This is a genomic window from Neorhizobium descurainiae, assembly GCF_051400715.1.
GTDB lineage: Bacteria > Pseudomonadota > Alphaproteobacteria > Rhizobiales > Rhizobiaceae > Neorhizobium.
The window spans coordinates 72,201-88,178 of record NZ_JBLFFK010000002.1; the positions used below are offsets into that span (position 1 = coordinate 72,201).

The 15,978-nt window shown below is 62.5% G+C and carries 14 protein-coding genes; 5 read left to right on the forward strand and 9 right to left on the reverse strand.

Going from position 1 to position 15,978, the window contains the following annotated elements:
* Window positions 1–52 precede the first annotated feature (52 nt).
* From ACMGE0_RS04000 to ACMGE0_RS04015, 4 genes are read left to right on the forward strand one after another with little or no spacing between them, the layout of a single operon-like run.
* Window positions 53–1,048, forward strand: coding sequence for an alpha/beta hydrolase (locus ACMGE0_RS04000; RefSeq protein ID WP_436814578.1), 996 nt, complete (start codon window positions 53–55; stop codon window positions 1,046–1,048).
* A 54-nt stretch (window positions 1,049–1,102) separates the two neighbouring features.
* The gene (locus tag ACMGE0_RS04005; RefSeq protein ID WP_436814579.1) at window positions 1,103–2,068 is read left to right on the forward strand and encodes a DMT family transporter; all 966 of its coding nucleotides are present in this window, start codon (window positions 1,103–1,105) and stop codon (window positions 2,066–2,068) included.
* Between the two features lies 1 nt (window position 2,069).
* A complete protein-coding gene (gene caiB, locus ACMGE0_RS04010; RefSeq protein WP_436814580.1) occupies window positions 2,070–3,272 on the forward strand; it encodes a succinate--glutarate CoA-transferase in 1,203 nt (400 codons plus the stop codon).
* Entirely contained in the window at window positions 3,269–4,930 is a 1,662-nt protein-coding gene (locus tag ACMGE0_RS04015) for a thiamine pyrophosphate-binding protein (RefSeq protein WP_436814581.1), read from the forward strand. The genes caiB and ACMGE0_RS04015 overlap by 4 nt, the downstream gene beginning before the upstream one ends.
* A gap of 61 nt (window positions 4,931–4,991) precedes the next feature.
* Here ACMGE0_RS04015 and ACMGE0_RS04020 read toward each other — a convergent pair whose 3' ends face one another.
* From ACMGE0_RS04020 to ACMGE0_RS04030, 3 genes are all read right to left on the reverse strand, one after another.
* Window positions 4,992–5,333, reverse strand: coding sequence for a RidA family protein (locus ACMGE0_RS04020; protein WP_436814582.1), 342 nt, complete (start codon window positions 5,331–5,333; stop codon window positions 4,992–4,994).
* Window positions 5,334–5,405: 72 nt separating this feature from the next.
* Complete coding sequence (locus ACMGE0_RS04025) at window positions 5,406–5,744, reverse strand: protein tyrosine phosphatase family protein (RefSeq protein ID WP_436814583.1); 339 nt, start codon at window positions 5,742–5,744, stop codon at window positions 5,406–5,408.
* An 88-nt stretch (window positions 5,745–5,832) separates the two neighbouring features.
* Complete coding sequence (locus tag ACMGE0_RS04030) at window positions 5,833–6,672, reverse strand: DUF4432 family protein (RefSeq protein WP_436814584.1); 840 nt, start codon at window positions 6,670–6,672, stop codon at window positions 5,833–5,835.
* 193 nt (window positions 6,673–6,865) lie between these two features.
* On the opposite strand from ACMGE0_RS04030, the gene ACMGE0_RS04035 reads away from it, so the two are divergent.
* Window positions 6,866–8,254, forward strand: coding sequence for a L,D-transpeptidase (locus ACMGE0_RS04035; protein WP_436814585.1), 1,389 nt, complete (start codon window positions 6,866–6,868; stop codon window positions 8,252–8,254).
* 132 nt (window positions 8,255–8,386) lie between these two features.
* Here ACMGE0_RS04035 and ACMGE0_RS04040 read toward each other — a convergent pair whose 3' ends face one another.
* From ACMGE0_RS04040 to ACMGE0_RS04065, 6 genes are all read right to left on the reverse strand, one after another.
* Window positions 8,387–9,103 carry an AAA family ATPase gene (locus ACMGE0_RS04040; RefSeq protein WP_436814586.1) on the reverse strand — a complete coding sequence of 239 codons (717 nt, stop codon included), beginning with the start codon at window positions 9,101–9,103 and terminating at the stop codon, window positions 8,387–8,389.
* Window positions 9,104–9,469: 366 nt separating this feature from the next.
* Window positions 9,470–10,615: an iron-containing alcohol dehydrogenase gene (locus ACMGE0_RS04045; RefSeq protein ID WP_436814587.1), complete on the reverse strand. Its 1,146-nt coding sequence runs from the start codon at window positions 10,613–10,615 to the stop codon at window positions 9,470–9,472.
* A complete protein-coding gene (locus ACMGE0_RS04050) occupies window positions 10,612–11,997 on the reverse strand; it encodes an aldehyde dehydrogenase family protein (protein ID WP_436814588.1) in 1,386 nt (461 codons plus the stop codon). Before ACMGE0_RS04050 ends, ACMGE0_RS04045 begins: the two co-directional genes overlap by 4 nt.
* A 38-nt stretch (window positions 11,998–12,035) precedes the next feature.
* A complete protein-coding gene (locus tag ACMGE0_RS04055; protein WP_436814589.1) occupies window positions 12,036–13,406 on the reverse strand; it encodes a glutamine synthetase family protein in 1,371 nt (456 codons plus the stop codon).
* 62 nt (window positions 13,407–13,468) lie between these two features.
* Window positions 13,469–14,968 (reverse strand): amino acid permease, encoded by a 1,500-nt coding sequence (locus ACMGE0_RS04060; protein WP_436814590.1) that lies wholly within the window; start codon window positions 14,966–14,968, stop codon window positions 13,469–13,471.
* A gap of 144 nt (window positions 14,969–15,112) precedes the next feature.
* Window positions 15,113–15,889 carry an N-formylglutamate amidohydrolase gene (locus tag ACMGE0_RS04065; RefSeq protein WP_436814591.1) on the reverse strand — a complete coding sequence of 259 codons (777 nt, stop codon included), beginning with the start codon at window positions 15,887–15,889 and terminating at the stop codon, window positions 15,113–15,115.
* Window positions 15,890–15,978: the final 89 nt, after the last annotated feature.

Genomic DNA, 15,978 nt, shown 5'->3' on the forward strand with positions numbered 1-15,978 from the left:
GAAGCCAAGAAAATTGCGCATAAGTGGATGCAAGAGGGCCGGGAGGACGGGGATGTTTGACGAAACGAAGCGGTTGGAAAGCCCGACGGGCGCCAACCTCGCCTATCATTATCAGCCGGCGCAGGAACCGGCACGCGGCATTCTCGTCATCTCCCACGGGCTTGCGGAACATTCCGGACGCTATGCGGCATTTGCCGAAAAGATGGCCGAACACGGCTTTCATGCCTATGCGTTCGACCATCGCGGCCACGGGCGAACGACAGCGCCGGACGCGCCGATCGGCCGTTTCGCCAGGCGCGGCGGCGTACGGCTGGTCATCGAGGACGTCAAGGCGATCCGCGACATGGCCGTGGAAGCTCATCCCGGCCTGCCCGTCCTGCTCTTCGGCCACTCCATGGGCGGACTGATTGCTCTTAACGCTGCCGTCGACTTTCCCGACAGTTTTGATGCCGTCGCGGTTTGGAACTCGAACTTCCATCCAGGCCCTGCCGGCCGGGCGGCACAGGCCATTCTACTGGCGGAGAAGGCGCTGAAGGGTTCCGACGTGCCGAGTGGCCTTCTGCCGAAGCTCACCTTCGGCGCGTGGGGCAGGTCGATCCCCGGCCACCGGACGGACTTCGACTGGCTGAGCCACGACCGCGACATCGTCGACGCCTATATCGCCGACCCGCTCTGCGGCTTCGGCGCCAGCGTCTCGCTCTGGCTCGACCTCTTCGAACTGACGTTCCGAGCCCCGAGCCTCATCGATCGCTTGCGGAAGGATTTGCCGATTCATCTGATCGGCGGCGCCGAAGACCCGGCAACCAACGGCGGCCGCGAAATCCTCTGGCTCGCCGAACATTTCAGAAGGAACGGCTTTTCCGACGTGACGGCCAAGGTCTGGCCCGCCACGCGCCACGAGACGCTGAACGACACGGTGCGCGCCCGCGCCACCGCCGAATTCGCCGCCTGGGCGAAAACCGCCCTCTCCCCGCCGCTGACTGCGGTGCCGGAAACAGCCAGACCGGAAGCGGCCCAATCGGAAAACGCCCAATCGGAAAGGGAATGAGTTCATGACATTTATTCAAGTGCTTCCGGCACGCCGCACCGCTATAGAAAATCCATGAGTTCGCCGCCTGCAAGCCTTGCCGCCCCGTCTGCCGAGACCCGAATCGTCCGCGGTCTCGGCCTGATGATCCTCGCCATGCTGGTGGCGCCCTTCATCGACATCTTTTCCAAGCTCGCGACGGACACCGCCTCGCCCACCCTCATCACGGCGGGCCGCTTTGTCTTCCAGGCGCTGTTCATGCTGCCGATCGTGCTGTGGAACGGATTGTGGCGCGTCTTCTCGTGGCGGCTGAGCTTCTATCACATGATCCGTGCAGCGGTGATCACGCTCTCCATGATCTGTTTCGTCGCGACCCTGGCCGTGATGGAGGTTGCCGATGCTGTCGCGATTTTCTTCGTCGAACCGATCATCCTGACGGTGCTCTCCAGCATCTTTCTCAAGGAAACCATCGGCTGGCGCCGCTACACGGCCTGCGCCGTCGGTTTTCTCGGCGCATTGGTCGTCATCCGCCCGAGCTTTGAAGAAATCGGCTATGTGGCGATACTGCCGGTCGTCACCGCCTTGGGCGTCGCAATCTTCGCGCTGCTGACCCGCGCTCTGGCGCATCGGGAGGATCCGTGGTCGATGCAGTTCCAGATGGCTCTCTGGGGCATTCCGATCTCCGGCCTGTTGCTTCTGATCGGCGACCGAACCGGCATCGCTTTCCTGGCGCCTTCCATGCCGGACGGGCTGACGCTCGCCTGGCTCGTCTGCGTCGGCGCATTCGCCGCCCTCTCCGGCATCCTCGCAGTCTATGCCTATCGTGCAGCGCCGGCCTCCGTCATTGCGCCCATGCAGTATTTCGAAATCGTCTCGGCAACGCTGTTCAGCTGGCTGGTCTTCGGCGATTTTCCTGACCCGATGAAGTGGCTCGGCATTTCGATCATCATCGGCTCCGGCCTCTACATCATCTGGCGGGAACGCCGCGTGGCTTCGATGAAGCCCGTGACCGGCACAGCCAAGTCAACCGTGGCTCCATGACATGAACCAAACGAGCAAAAAACCGCCGCTTTCCGGTATCCGCGTCATCGAACTTGCCCGCGTGCTCGCCGGCCCATGGGCGGGGCAGATGCTGGCGGACATGGGAGCCGACGTCGTCAAGGTGGAAAACCCGGACGGCGGCGACGACACCCGCGCCTGGGGTCCGCCTTTCGTCGAGGGGAAGAACGGCGAGAACCTCTCGGCCGCCTATTACCACTCCACCAACCGCGGCAAGCGCTCCATCGCGGTCGACCTGAAGGCCGAAGAGGGCCAGGAGATCGTCCGCCGGCTGGCGGCCACCGCCGATGTTCTGATCGAGAACTTCAAGCTCGGCGGCCTGACGAAATACGGCCTCGATTACGAGAGCCTCCGTAAGATCAATCCCAGGCTGATCTACTGCTCGATCACCGGTTTCGGCCAGGACGGCCCCTACGCCAACCTTGCCGGCTACGACTATATCGTCCAGGGCATGTCCGGCTTCATGTCGATCACCGGAGAGCCGGATGGCGAGCCGATGAAGGCGGGCGTCGCCATCGCCGACATCTTTACCGGCATCTATGCCGTGACGGCGATCCAGGCGGCGCTGATCCACGCGATGAAGACCGGCGAAGGCCAGCATATCGACATGGCGCTGCTCGACGTCCAGGCCGGCATCCTCGCCAATCAGAACATGAACTACCTGGTCTCCGGGAGCGCGCCGAAGAAGCTCGGCAATGCGCATCCGAACATTTCGCCCTACGAAGTGATACCGACCGGGGACGGCCATCTGATACTCGCCGTCGGCAATGACGGGCAGTTCCGGCGGTTCTGCCGCATCCTCGGTATAGAGAACGTCGCCGACGACGAGCGTTTCGCGACCAACAAGGCGCGCGTCGCCAATCGCGGCGAGGTTCGCCGGCTGATCCTCGCGCAGACTGCTAAATGGAAAAAAGCCGACCTGCTGGCCGCTTGCGGCGGGAACGCGGTGCCGGCCGGGCCGATCAATTCGATCGCCGAGATGTTCGAGGACCGCCAAGTGAAGGCCCGCGGGCTCAGGATCGATCTGGAAGCGGCGGACGGCACGGTCATCCCCGGCGTCCGCAGCCCGATCGTATTATCCGAGACGCCGCTCGTCTATCATCGGCCGAGCCCGGCGCTTGGGGAACATACGGCGGACGTGCTGGCAGAGCTGGAAAATATCGAAAAGAGGGGGAAGCAGACATGAAGAGCGCCACGAAAACCGGGGGGCAACTCGTCGTCGAGGCGCTGAAGGCGAACGGCGTCAAACGCATTTCCTGCGTCCCCGGCGAAAGCTATCTGGCCGTGCTCGACGCGCTTTACGAGAGCGGCATCGACGTGCTCGTCTGCCGCCAGGAGGGCGGCGCGGCGATGATGGCCGACAGCTGGGGGCGGCTGACCGGTGAGCCCGGCATCTGCATGGTGACCCGCGGCCCCGGCGCGACGAATGCCTCGGCCGGCCTGCATATCGCCCGGCAGGATTCGATCCCGATGATCCTCTTCGTCGGCCAGGTCGCCCGCGACATGCGCGAGCGGGAAGCCTTCCAGGAAGTCGAGTATCGCCGCGCCTTCACCGAATTCGCCAAATGGGTGGGCGAGATCGACGACGCCCGCCGCATTCCGGAATTCGTCACCCGGGCGTTTGCGGTCGCCACCTCCGGCCGCCCGGGCCCCGTCGTACTGACGCTGCCGGAAGACATGCTGGTCGAGGAGGTCGAGGCGCCGGAAGCACAATCCTATACACGGGTCGAAAGCCATCCGGGCAAAAGCCAGATTGCAGCCTTCGAAAAGGCGCTGAAGGAAGCCAGGCGGCCGATGTTCATCGTCGGCGGCACACGCTGGAGCGAAGAGGCACATAAGGACTTTGCCGAATTCGCCGCCCGCTTCAAGGTGCCGGTCGGCTGTTCCTTCCGACGCCAGATGCTGTTCGACCACCTTCATCCTTCCTATGCCGGCGATGTCGGGATCGGCATCAATCCGGCGCTCGTCAAGGAGATCAAGGAGGCCGATCTTCTCGTGCTGCTCAGCAGCCGCATGTCGGAAATGCCGTCCTCGGGCTATACCCTGATCGACATCCCCTATCCGAAGCAGAAGCTGGTCCATATCTTCCCCGACCCGGAGGAACTCGGCCGCATCTACCGCCCGGATCTCGCGATCTGCGCTGCACCGGCGGCATTCGTCACCGCCCTGAGGGAGCTGGAGGCACCCGCCTCCCCCGCCTGGGGTGAGCGCACGGCCGCCATGCACGACTCCTACCTCAAATGGTCGACGCCGCCGGAAGCCGGCCCCGGCCCCGTGAAAATGGGACCGATCATGACATGGATCGAGGAGAACGTGCCAGACGATGCGATCTTCACCAACGGCGCCGGCAACTACGCCACCTGGCTGCACCGCTTCCACCGCTTCCGGAAGTACAATACCCAGTCCGCCCCGACCTCCGGCTCGATGGGTTACGGCCTGCCGGCGGCTGTCGCGGCAAAACAGCTTTTCCCCGAACGCGAAGTGGTATGCTTCGCGGGTGACGGCTGCTTCATGATGCACGGACAGGAATTCATAACCGCCGTGCGCTACGGCCTGCCAATCATCACCGTTCTCGTCAACAACGGCATCTACGGCACGATCCGCATGCATCAGGAGCGCGAATATCCGGGCCGTGTGAGCGCGACCGACCTCGTCAATCCGGATTTCGTCGCCTATGCCGAGGCTTTCGGCGGATATGGCGAACTGGTGGAGAGGACGGAGGATTTCGGCCCGGCCTATCTGCGCGCCCGGGCAAGCGGCAAGCCTTCGATCATCGAGGTCAGGCTCGATCCTGAGGCGATCACGCCGACGCGGACGCTGACGCAGATCCGGAATAAGGCCTAAGAAAACAAAAAGCCGGCCTATCAACACGATAGGCCGGCTTTTTGATTCGGCTGACGTAACGTCAGAGCGCTGCGGTCACGATGAATTCGACCTTGTAGTTCGGCGCCGCAAGCTTGGCTTCGCTGGTGGCGCGGGCCGGCGGGTTGGCGGGGTCGATCCAGGCTTCCCAGACGGCGTTCATCTCGCCGAAATAGGCAATGTCGGAAAGATAGATGATGGTCTGCAGGATCTTCGTCTTGTCGGTGCCGGCAGCGGCGAGCAGGCGGTCGACTTCGGCCAGCGCGTCCTTCGCCTGTTCGGTGACGGTCTCGCCGTCGCCGACCTGGCCGGCGAGATAGACCGTGTTGCCGTGGATGACGGCGCCGCTCATGCGGGCGCCCGGCTCGATGCGCTTGATGCTCATGGAAATGCTCCTGGAATGAAACGAGCTGCGGAAAAAGGCCCCGCGCCCGAAAGCACGAGGCGGCGGAAAATCTCAGCCGCGGATGTGCTGGCTCTTTTCGTAGATCGCCGTAGAGCGGGCGCCGGAGCGGCAGAAGCCCAGCATCGGGCGCGGGAACTCGTCGAGCGCATCGACCATGGCCTCCACGCCCTCGGCATCGACGCCCATGCGGCCGACCGGAATATGGCGGATGTCGAGGCCGAGTTCCTTGGCGCGTGCCGCGATTTCGGCATAATGCGGCTGCCCCGGCTCCTCGTCGTCGGGACGATGGCAGACCACGGACTTGAAGCCCATGGCCTTGATCTGGTCGAGGTCCTCGACGGTGATCTGACCGGTGACGGAATACTCGTCGTTGATCTGTCGGATATCCATGGCGCAACCTCCGTTTTCCGTTGGGCGCAAGCATTACGACGGTGCCCCCCGTGCGTCAATTGGGCGTCCATCACGGGAGGACGAGATATCAGACGAAGCTGAAGCGGAGGCCGTATTCGATGCTTTCGCCAGGCTTCAGCAGGCCGAGCTCGTCTCTCTCCGCAAGCTCGTATCGGCTTGCGCCGCGATGCGAAACCGGCTCGATGCCGAGCACATGCGCCGGCGCCTTCTGGTTGCGCCAGATCTGCAGGTGCGGCAGCGTGTCCGTCCTGAATTTCACCTTCAGCGTCAACCCGCCGATCGCGGCGATCGGACCGAGCGCGATTTCCGCCCACTGCTCGCCCTTCTCTGCTGCGGGGACGCAGAAGACCCCGCCGGGATCGTTGCCGAAGGCCCAGGGAAAGCCGCCGCCCTCCAGCATTTTCCCGGTGAGCCGGACATGATCGTCGAACAGCCAGGCGCCGATATTCATATGGTACATATGCACGGGCGCAAACGGCTTCCTGCCAGTATTGAACACCTTATCGGAGAGGCACACCTCGCCCGTCCCGCCATCGATACGCCAATGGCGCTCGAGCAGCGCAGGCTCGCCGGTCGCCATGATGACCGGCACGCGGGCACGGCATTCGGCATCTTCTCCCTGCGCATCCCAGAAAACGATTTCGGCGGGATGCGAGGAAAAGGAACCATGCAGCGGATATTTCCTGCCGCCGTGCTTCGCCTCGATCGGTTCGGGATGGCGGATATGATCCGGCCCGCAGGTGAAAAGAAAGCCTTCGAGCGAATGATCGATTCGCGGATCGCCGTCGTCGGGGATAGCCCGGCCCGGAGAGAGGTCGGTATCACCGATGAAACAGCCGCCGATATCGAGCACGGAGGTCTCATCGAGGAAAAGCTTCGGACCGCTGGCAGCGGAAAACGCCTTCATAATCATTCCCTTCACGGTTTCGTCAGCGCTTTTACCCGATCGTGATACGAATTTAACGATACGTTCATGACGAATTCACTTTTTCCACACTACCGTCAAATTTACTTTGTCTGTGGCGAGAGGCACACGGGGCGGGAACGAAGAGCCGATTTCCCGATTACGTGTAAGAGGAAACAAGGAAGTCGGTGACATCGTGAAGCGCCTAATTTTCGCAAGCGTCGGCCTCGTCGTTTTATACGCGGCCCAGGGCATCACCCCTGCGGAAGCGCAGAGCCGGTACGACAGCTATCCCTCCGAAACGCTTCTCGTCGCTCCCGACGGAGCCATTCTCGACTACATTCCCGACCGCAACGTGGTCATCAGCCGCGACGGCATGGGCAGACGAGTATTCATCGATCGCTATGGCAATGTCGTGGCGACGGAAATCCGGCAGGAAACCTACCGGCCGGCCCGAACCGAGGAATATCCGCCGGCTCCGGGCGGATACCGCAATTTCCGCGATGCCGGCGGCTACCGGGACGGCTACGGCTATCGGGATTACCGCGAATACCGGCCGGACGAACCGGGCGCCGTCACAGGCGCGATCCCGGGCGAGGGTTCGGTCACCCGCATGCCGCTCGACGATCAGCCGATGCCCGGCATGGATGGCGGCTATCCGCAGGAAGCGTCGATCGATCCCGATCAGCAACTGCAGGAGAGCCTGCAGCCGGAGAAGCCGATCATCGCCGTCACCAAGAAGCCGCGGGCCGAAATCGCCGCGCTCCAGGTCTTTCTCGACCGCGAAGGCATCTCGCCCGGCGTGATCGACGGGCATCTCGGCGACAACGTCAACAAGGCGATCGCCGCCTGGCAGGAAATGACCGGCGAAACGCTCGATCCCAACAATTCCGAAGACATCATGCAGCGGCTGACCTATTCCGGCGGCCTGCCGATCATCGATTACACGATCACCGCCGCCGATGCCGCCGGTCCCTATGTCGCGTCGATCCCGGACGACTATGCCCACAAGGCGCAATTGCCTGCCATGTCCTACACATCGGTGACGGAAAAGCTCGCCGAGCAGTTCCATATGGACGAGAACTATCTAAAGGCGCTCAATCCGAACGTGGACTTCACGATCCCCGGCACGATCATCAAGGTCATCAACCCGGGCCAGCCGAAGAAGGGTCAGGTAACCCGCATCGTCGCCGACAAGAGCAAGAAACAGGTTTTCGCTTACGGCGCCGACGGTCGCCTGATCGCGGCCTATCCTGCGACCATCGGCTCGACCGACACGCCTTCGCCGACCGGCACGCATGCGGTCGAACGCATCGCGCTCGATCCTGGCTATACCTACAATCCCAGGATCAACTTCAAGCAGGGCAACAACGACCAGATCCTGCAGATTCCGCCAGGCCCGAACGGTCCGGTCGGCAATGTCTGGATCGCCCTGTCGAAGCCGACCTACGGCATCCACGGCACTCCGGAGCCGTCGAAGATCGGCAAGACGAACAGCCACGGCTGTGTGCGCCTGACCAACTGGGACGCGACGGAACTCGCCAAGATGGTGAAGCCGGGCACGACCGTCGAATTCATCGAATAGGCCCGCTCCTCGCAAATCCCGTCGGCAAAGTCTGCGGCAGCGCTTTTTCATTCACAACGCAACACGGCCGGCTCTTCCGAACCGGCCGTGTGCAAGAATATCCCGGGCTGAACAGGACTTGAACGAATTGCCTCAGGCGACGTTGCGCCCCAATCCGAAGAGGCGGGAGGCCGCGGAACGGGTGATCTTGACCGGCATCAAGCCCAACGCTTCCCTGGCAAAGGCGCCGGCATTTTCCCTAGCCTTGTCGAGATTGCTGACCTTAGCCGGGTCGAGCGTATGAAGCGTGCCGCCGGTCTCGAAAAGCTCCTTGAAGGCGATGCGTTCGCCGATCGGCGTATCCAGCACGTTCACGCCACGCGCGGCAAGCAGCCCCTTGACGGTCAGCAGGGCCTTGGTCGTGACCATGGAAGTCACCCGCGTCAGAACGACCGAATGGGCGATATCGAGATTGGCCTTGTCCTTGAGGAACGAGAGGAGATCGAGGATCTGCGCCGCGCCCTTGGCATCCATGGCGGAACCCTGAACCGGGATCATCACATGATCCGAAAGGCCGATAGCGGTCGTGACGATCGCGTCGCGGGCTCCCGCAAGGTCGATGATGAAATAATCGGTGCGCGGCGCCAATTCGCGCAGATGACACTGGAGCGATGCGACCGTGACCTCGGAAACGACGTCGATATTGCGGACAGGACCGGAGATTTCGCACCACTGGCTGATCCAGCGCTGCGGGTCGGCATCGATGACGGTGACACGAAACCCCTGATGGGCAAGTTCGGTTGCGAGCAGGAGTGCCGCCGTGGTCTTTCCGGCGCCACCCTTGGCATTGGCAAAGGAGATTACAGGCATTTTCGGTCCTCGAAGGGTCGCGAGCCGCATCGCTCAAAGGACACCGGAGGCATGGTGTCAGTAAGGCCATCCTTGCCAAACATGGTTAACGAATTGTTAACTTGAGCATCATGGAAATCAGTCGGGAGATTTAGCTTCCATCTTTAAGATACGGAAAGATCAGGAGTCTTCCTCCTGATCAGCTTGTTGACATTCCTCCGGCCTTATTCGGCGTCATCCTCGGCCTGTCCCGAGGATCTATAAACATCAATGGTTTGCAGATGCTCGGGACCGGCCGAGCATGACGGAAGAGAAATTCTCGCCTTCGTCAGCAGTTTAACCAGGAGTTTTTCCTCCTGGTCTTCGTTGATGGCAACTCGCCCGCATTCAGAAGCAGCTAAGGAAAAGCGCTTTCGTGTTCTCCAGCGTCATTGGGACGGGATTGCCGCCGCAGCTGGGATCCTCGATCGCCATGGCTGTCAGCTCGTCGATTCGATCCGGCTTGATCCCCATGGCCGTAAGGTTCTCCGGCACGCCGAGCTCCGAGCGCAGCGAGAGCACGTAGTCATAGAAACCGTCGAAGCCGCCGGAAATGCCGAGATAGGCGGCCGCCCGGGCGATCTTCTCTTCGATCGCGGGACGATTGAAGCGCAGCACCGGCGGCATGACGACCGCATTGGTCATGCCGTGATGGGTGTTGTAGACCGCGCCGATCGGATGCGAGAGCGAGTGGATCGCACCAAGCCCCTTCTGGAAGGCGACGGCCCCCATGGCGGCGGCCGACATCATGTTGGTCCGCGCTTCGAGATCGGCGCCGTCCTTGTAGGCACGAGGCAGGAATTCCTTGACGAGCCGCATGCCTTCGAGCGCGATGCCGCCCGACATCGGATGATAGAAGGGCGAAGAATAGGCTTCCAGGCAATGAGCGAAGGCATCCATCCCGGTGCCGGCGGTGATCGCCTTCGGCATGCCCATGGTGAGTTCCGGATCGCAGATGACGACGCCCGGCAGCATCTTCGGATGGAAGATGATCTTCTTCACATGCGTCTCGGAATTGGTGAGCACTCCTGCCCTGCCGACCTCCGAGCCGGTTCCTGCCGTTGTCGGCACAGCGACGATCGGCGCGATCCTCGAAGCCTCCGCGCGCGTCCACCAGTCGCCGATATCCTCGAAATCCCAGACCGGCCGCGTCTGGCCGGCCATGAAGGCGATCAGCTTGCCGAGGTCGAGGCCGGAGCCGCCGCCGAAAGCCACGACGCCGTCATGGCCGCCCTCCCTGTAGGCCTTGATGCCGGCTTCGAGGTTCTTTTCGTTGGGGTTCGGATCGACATCGGAGAAGATCGCCCGGCCGAGACCGGCATCGGCGAGGACATCCAGCGCGTGTGCGGTGATCGCCATCGAGGCCAATCCCCGGTCGGTGACCAGCAGCGGCTTCTTCAGGCCCAGCGTCTTGCAGGCATCCGCCAGTTCCTTGATGCGGCCCCTGCCCAGCTTGACGGCGGTCGGATAGCTCCAGTTCGCGACGATATTCATTTCGTGACCTTCTTCAGGTGATAGGATTTCGGGCGGGTCAGGTTATGGAAGCCGAGGACGGAGAGCGAGCCGCCTCGCCCGGTCTCTTTGACGCCGGTCCAGACGAGCGCCGGATCGAGGTAATCGGCGCGGTTCATGAAGACCGTGCCTGTTTCGAGCTCATGGCCGATCTTCGCCGCCCGGTCCGCGTCCTTCGTCCAGAGCGACACGGTGAGCCCGTACCGGCTGTCGTTTATCAGGCCGATCGCCTCGCCGTCGTTCTTCACTTTCATGATGCCGACCGCAGGCCCGAAGGTCTCCTCGCGCATGAAGGGCATGGAATGGTCGACATCGACGAGGATCTGCGGCGCGAGATAGGCGCCGCCGTCATCGGCCGGGAAAAGTTTCGGATCCATCAGCGCCCTGGCGCCCTTCGCGACGGCATCGGCGACCTGTTCGCGCACTACCTTGGCAAACCGCTTGTTGGCCATCGGTCCCAGGGTCGTTTCCTTGTCGAGCGGATTGCCGAGCTTGTAGTTCGACACCCAGGCGACCGACTTTTCCACGAACCGGTCATAGAGCGTTTCGTGCACATAGATACGCTCGATGCCGCAGCAGCATTGGCCGGAATTGTAGGTCGCACCGTCCATCAGCACGTCGACCGCTGCGTCGAGGTCGGCGTCCTCCATCACATAGCCGGGATCCTTGCCGCCGAGTTCGAGGCCGATGCCGGTGAAAGTGCCGGCGGCGGCCCGCTCGATCGACCGGCCGCCCTCGACCGAACCGGTGAAGTTGATGAAGTTGAAAAGTCCCTGCGAAATGAGCTTCGCCGTCGTCTCATGGTCGAGGAAGAGGTTCTGGAACACGTCTTCCGGCACGCCGGCTTCGATGAAGGCGCGCACCATGCGCTCGCCAACCAGCAGCGTCTGCGCGGCGTGTTTCAGCACGACCGCGTTGCCGGCCATCAGTGCCGGCGCGACCGTGTTGATCGCCGTCATGTACGGGTAGTTCCAGGGCGCGATGACGAAGACGACGCCATGCGGCTCGCGCTCGATGCGACGCTCGAACGTGGCGCTGTCTTCGATCCGGATCGGCGCGAGCGCTTCGGCGGCGATCGAGGCGACATAGTTGGAGCGCTCGTTGAAGCCGCGATATTCGCCGCCGTAACGCACCGGCCGGCCCATCATCCAGGCAAGCTCCGGCACGACCTCGTCAGACATCTCATTGAGGCGGGCGACACCCTTCAGCACGAGCTGGACGCGCTCTTCGAGCGGACGCCTGGCCCAGGCCTTTTGCGCCTTGCGAACGCGGCCGACGGCTTCCACCGCATTTTCCAGCGGCATCGCCGGACGTTCGGCATAAACCGATCCATCGACCGGCGAGATACATTGGATCATCGTCATGATCGCTATTCCCATTTCTGATTTCCTGATGGAAAGGTCTACGCCCTTTCGAAACCCCTCGCCACTTCCCAGTCCGTCACGCGGCGGTCGTATTCCTCCTGTTCCCAGAGGCCGGCCCGGACATAGTGGTCGATGACGTCGTTGCCGAAGGCCGAGCGCAGCATTTCGGAGCCGTTCAGGATGCCGATCGCATCGCGCAGCGTCTTCGGGATTTCCCGCACGCCTTTGCCGCCATAGGCGTCACCGACAAAGGCGGGCTCCAGCTCCATCCTCTTCTCGATGCCGTCGATACCGGCCGCGATCAGCGCCGCCATCGCGAGATAGGGATTGAGGTCGGAACCGCCGACGCGGCATTCGACGCGGATGCCTCGGGTAGCTTCGCCGCAGAGGCGGTAACCGGCCGTGCGGTTGTCCTTCGACCAGACGGCCTTGGTCGGCGCGAAGGTGCCGGCCATGAAGCGCTTGTAGGAATTGATGTAGGGCGCCAGGAAATAGGTGATCTCGCCCGCATGGGTAAGCAGCCCGGCCATGTAATGCTTCATGGTCTCGGACATGCCGTGCTCGCCGCTTTCATCGAAGAACAGCGGGGTCGTGCCGTCCGCGTTCCAGAGAGACTGATGGATATGGGAGGAACTGCCGGCGGCACTGTAATTCCACTTGGCGAGGAAGGTGACGGCCTTGCCCTTCTGCCAGGCGATCTCCTTGCACGCATTCTTGATGATGGCGTGGCGGTCGGCCATGGCGAGCGCGTCTGCGTACCGGACGTTGATCTCCTCCTGCCCGGCCGATGCCTCGCCCTTGGAGTTCTCGACCGGGATGCCTGCGCCCTGCAGGCCGGTGCGGATCGCCCGCATCACGTCCTCTTCCTTGGTCGTCTGGAAGATATGGTAATCCTCGTTATAGGCGCTGGCGGGCTTGAGGCTGCGATATCCCCCTTCGCGGGCGCTGTCGTAGGTCTGGTCGAACAGGAAGAATTCCAGCTCCGTCGCCATGAAGGCCGTCATGCCCATGGCCTCCAGGCGTTTCACCTGCTTCTTCAGGATGGCGCGCGGTGAATGCGGCACTTCCTCATGGGTATGATGATCGAGCACGTCGCAGATGACGAGCGCCGTGCCCTCGAGCCAGGGCAGTTTCCTGAGCGTCGAGAGGTCCGGCTTCATCGTGTAGTCGCCATAGCCCTTCTCCCAGCTCGTCGCCTTGTATCCGGAGACCGTCTCCATCTCCATGTCCGTCGCGAGCAGGTAGTTGCAGCTATGGGTCTCCTTGTAGGCGCTCTCGACGAAATATTCCGCCTGGAACCGTTTGCCCATCAACCGGCCCTGCATGTCCACCTGGGCGGCAATGACGGTATCGATACGCCCCGCGGCGACATCGAGCTTCAGATCGTCGAAAGAATAATTGGCGGCCATGCCCCTGCATCCGTTCCTTTGAAAATACGGGAGGCGCGGCCGGAAGGCCGCGCCGGAAAATCTCAGACGAGCGATGCCGCCTGCTTGTGCTCCATCGCAAATTCCTCTTCCGGCGAGAGGATCAGGCGATGGCGACCGACGACCGCGAAATAGGCGATCGCGACGGCGAACCAGACGATCACCCAGAGCACGCCCCTGGTGAAGTTCGGGTCCTGGACCTGATAGAGCAGCGTGACCACCGCGATGACGATCGTCAAGACGGCGCCAGGAATGCCGAGCGGCGAGCGGAAGGGCCGCTCGATGTTCGGCAGTTTCTTGCGCAGGATGATGAAGGAGATCGCCTGCATGATGTAGGAGAACATCGCGCCGAAGACCGCCATGTTGAGGAGCACGCTGCCGATGACACTGCCCCCCTGCTCCGCGCCAAGCGAGAACCAGATCACCAGCATGACCGCCAGCCCGACCAGCGAGCCCGTGATCATTGCGATATGGGGCGTCCTGTAGACCGAATGCGTGACCGAGAGCACCGTCGGAAAATAGCCCGCACGCGACAGCGAATAGACCTGCCGGCCCTGCGCATAGAGGATCGTGTGGAAGCTGGCGATGAGCCCGGTCAGCGCCACGAGACCGAGAACCACGACGCCGCTATCGCCATAGACCGCCTTGAAGCCGTCCAGCAGCGGCTCCAGCGATGAGCCGAGATGGAAGGAGCCGACACCCGGCACGGACGGGTTGAGCAGAACGATCATGAAGGCCGAGATCATCAGCGTCACCATTCCGAGGATGATCCCCTTCGGCATGTCGCGCTTCGGATCGACGGATTCTTCTGCCGCCAGCGGAAGCTGTTCGATCGCCAGGAACAGCCAGACGGCGAACGGCAGGGTCGCAAGCACGCCCGAGAAGCCGAAGGGGAACCACGAGCCGTTGCCTTCCGGCAGTTCGACCGCCGCCCCATCCGGCCCCGCGCCGATATTCAGCGCCCAGCGGGAGAAATCCATGCTGGGAATAGCGCTGATCCAGAAGAACACCAGAACGGCGAGCGAGATGATGGTGATCACCAGCGTCACCTTGAACGAGAGTTCCAGGCCGAAGACGTTCAATGCCAGGAAGATCGCGTAGAAGACGATCCAGATGAGCGGCGAATACGCCGCATCGAGCCCGAAGATCGAATTGACGTAGGCCGTGATGAAGGTGACGATCACCGCCGGCGTCAGCACGTATTCGACGTTCTCGCAAAGTCCGGTGACGAAGCCGCCCCACGGCCCCATGGCGGTGCGGGCGAAGGAATAGGCCGCGCCCGTATGCGGCAATGCCGGGCTCATCTCGGCGATCGAGAAGGTGAGGCCGAGATACATGATGGCGATGATGATGCCGGCGACCAGCATGCCGCCCCAGCCGCCCGTCGCAAAACCGAAATTCCAGCCGGAAAAATGGCCGGAGATGACCGCTCCGACGCCGAGCGCCCAGAGCGACCAGACCCCTGCATAGCGGGAGAGCCCGCGCTTTTCGAAATAGGATGCGTCAGTCTTCTTGTAGCTGACGCCTGCAGATGAACTTTCCATGCCCTTCTCTCCTGATCAAGAAAACGGGCGGCTGGCCGTTCTGGCCAGCCCCACCCCAGTCGACATGTCCTGGCGCCGCCCGCTTTTTTCCGGTGTCGGCGCCTCGCAGCTTTCGCTGCTCCCTCTGTCCCCTTTGCGGGGGTCTTATCCTTGGACGTCTGCGAGACTTTCCCGCAGCAGCCCTGTCAGAAAATCGGCCGCGACCCCCTGGCCGGTTTCATCCGCTATCAGGTCGTTCCTGATCTCGATCATCACGTTCAGAAGCCCGGCCGGCAGGGCATGGGCTTCCAGCGTATGGGTGACGCCGTCCGCCGGGCCATAAGGTTCGTTGCGCTCGACGCGATAGAGACGCGTGTCGGACGCCGCTCTCAGCATGCGGTCCGCAAGGCGGCTATCCGCATCGTGCAGGATGCCGATCTCGACCGGCCGTTCCCTGCCGAAATAGACCGGCGTAAAACTGTGGATGGTGACGAACACCGTCCCTTGCCCCCTCGCCCGCCGCGCCGCGATCTCCTCGCGGATGCGGCCGTGGAACGGCATGTAAAGCGCTGTGGTGCGCCGCGAACGCTCGGCCTCGGACAGGTTCTCGTTGCCGGGGATACGAAAGATTTCGGAGACGTCGCGTATGGCGGCCGGCGATTCCGGCGGCCGGTTGCAATCGTATATGAGGCGGGAGAACCGCTGGTAGATCAGCGTCGCGTCGAGGCTCTTCGACATCAGCCTGGCGACCGCGAAAGCGCCGGGATCCCAGGCGATATGGGAGTTGAGCGCCTCCTCCGAAAGCCCGAGATCGCCGTAGCGCTCCGGCATGCGCGGCGAGGCGTGCTCGCAGACGAGAAGCACCTCTCCCTTGCCGCCGGCATTTTCCACGGCGACGGGTTCACCGTCCGCCTCCGTGAAAAACTCCGACCGAACCAGCATGACCGCGTCCCGGAATGACTAATTTTGAATTAAGAAGAGAATTCTTCACTTTTTGACTCTCGTCAATGCAATTCTGAAAATTTCTCTTC

Bases quoted from the DNA above. Each gene is read 5' to 3' on its own strand.
- ACMGE0_RS04000 (WP_436814578.1), top strand. From the start codon at position 53: ATGTTTGACGAAACGAAGCGGTTGGAAAGCCCGACGGGCGCCAACCTC.
- ACMGE0_RS04005 (WP_436814579.1), top strand. From the start codon at position 1,103: ATGAGTTCGCCGCCTGCAAGCCTTGCCGCCCCGTCTGCCGAGACCCGA.
- caiB (WP_436814580.1), top strand. From the start codon at position 2,070: ATGAACCAAACGAGCAAAAAACCGCCGCTTTCCGGTATCCGCGTCATC.
- ACMGE0_RS04015 (WP_436814581.1), top strand. From the start codon at position 3,269: ATGAAGAGCGCCACGAAAACCGGGGGGCAACTCGTCGTCGAGGCGCTG.
- ACMGE0_RS04020 (WP_436814582.1), bottom strand. From the start codon at position 5,333: ATGAGCATCAAGCGCATCGAGCCGGGCGCCCGCATGAGCGGCGCCGTC.
- ACMGE0_RS04025 (WP_436814583.1), bottom strand. From the start codon at position 5,744: ATGGATATCCGACAGATCAACGACGAGTATTCCGTCACCGGTCAGATC.
- ACMGE0_RS04030 (WP_436814584.1), bottom strand. From the start codon at position 6,672: ATGAAGGCGTTTTCCGCTGCCAGCGGTCCGAAGCTTTTCCTCGATGAG.
- ACMGE0_RS04040 (WP_436814586.1), bottom strand. From the start codon at position 9,103: ATGCCTGTAATCTCCTTTGCCAATGCCAAGGGTGGCGCCGGAAAGACC.
- ACMGE0_RS04045 (WP_436814587.1), bottom strand. From the start codon at position 10,615: ATGAATATCGTCGCGAACTGGAGCTATCCGACCGCCGTCAAGCTGGGC.
- ACMGE0_RS04050 (WP_436814588.1), bottom strand. From the start codon at position 11,997: ATGACGATGATCCAATGTATCTCGCCGGTCGATGGATCGGTTTATGCC.
- ACMGE0_RS04055 (WP_436814589.1), bottom strand. From the start codon at position 13,406: ATGGCCGCCAATTATTCTTTCGACGATCTGAAGCTCGATGTCGCCGCG.
- ACMGE0_RS04060 (WP_436814590.1), bottom strand. From the start codon at position 14,968: ATGGAAAGTTCATCTGCAGGCGTCAGCTACAAGAAGACTGACGCATCC.
- ACMGE0_RS04065 (WP_436814591.1), bottom strand. From the start codon at position 15,889: ATGCTGGTTCGGTCGGAGTTTTTCACGGAGGCGGACGGTGAACCCGTC.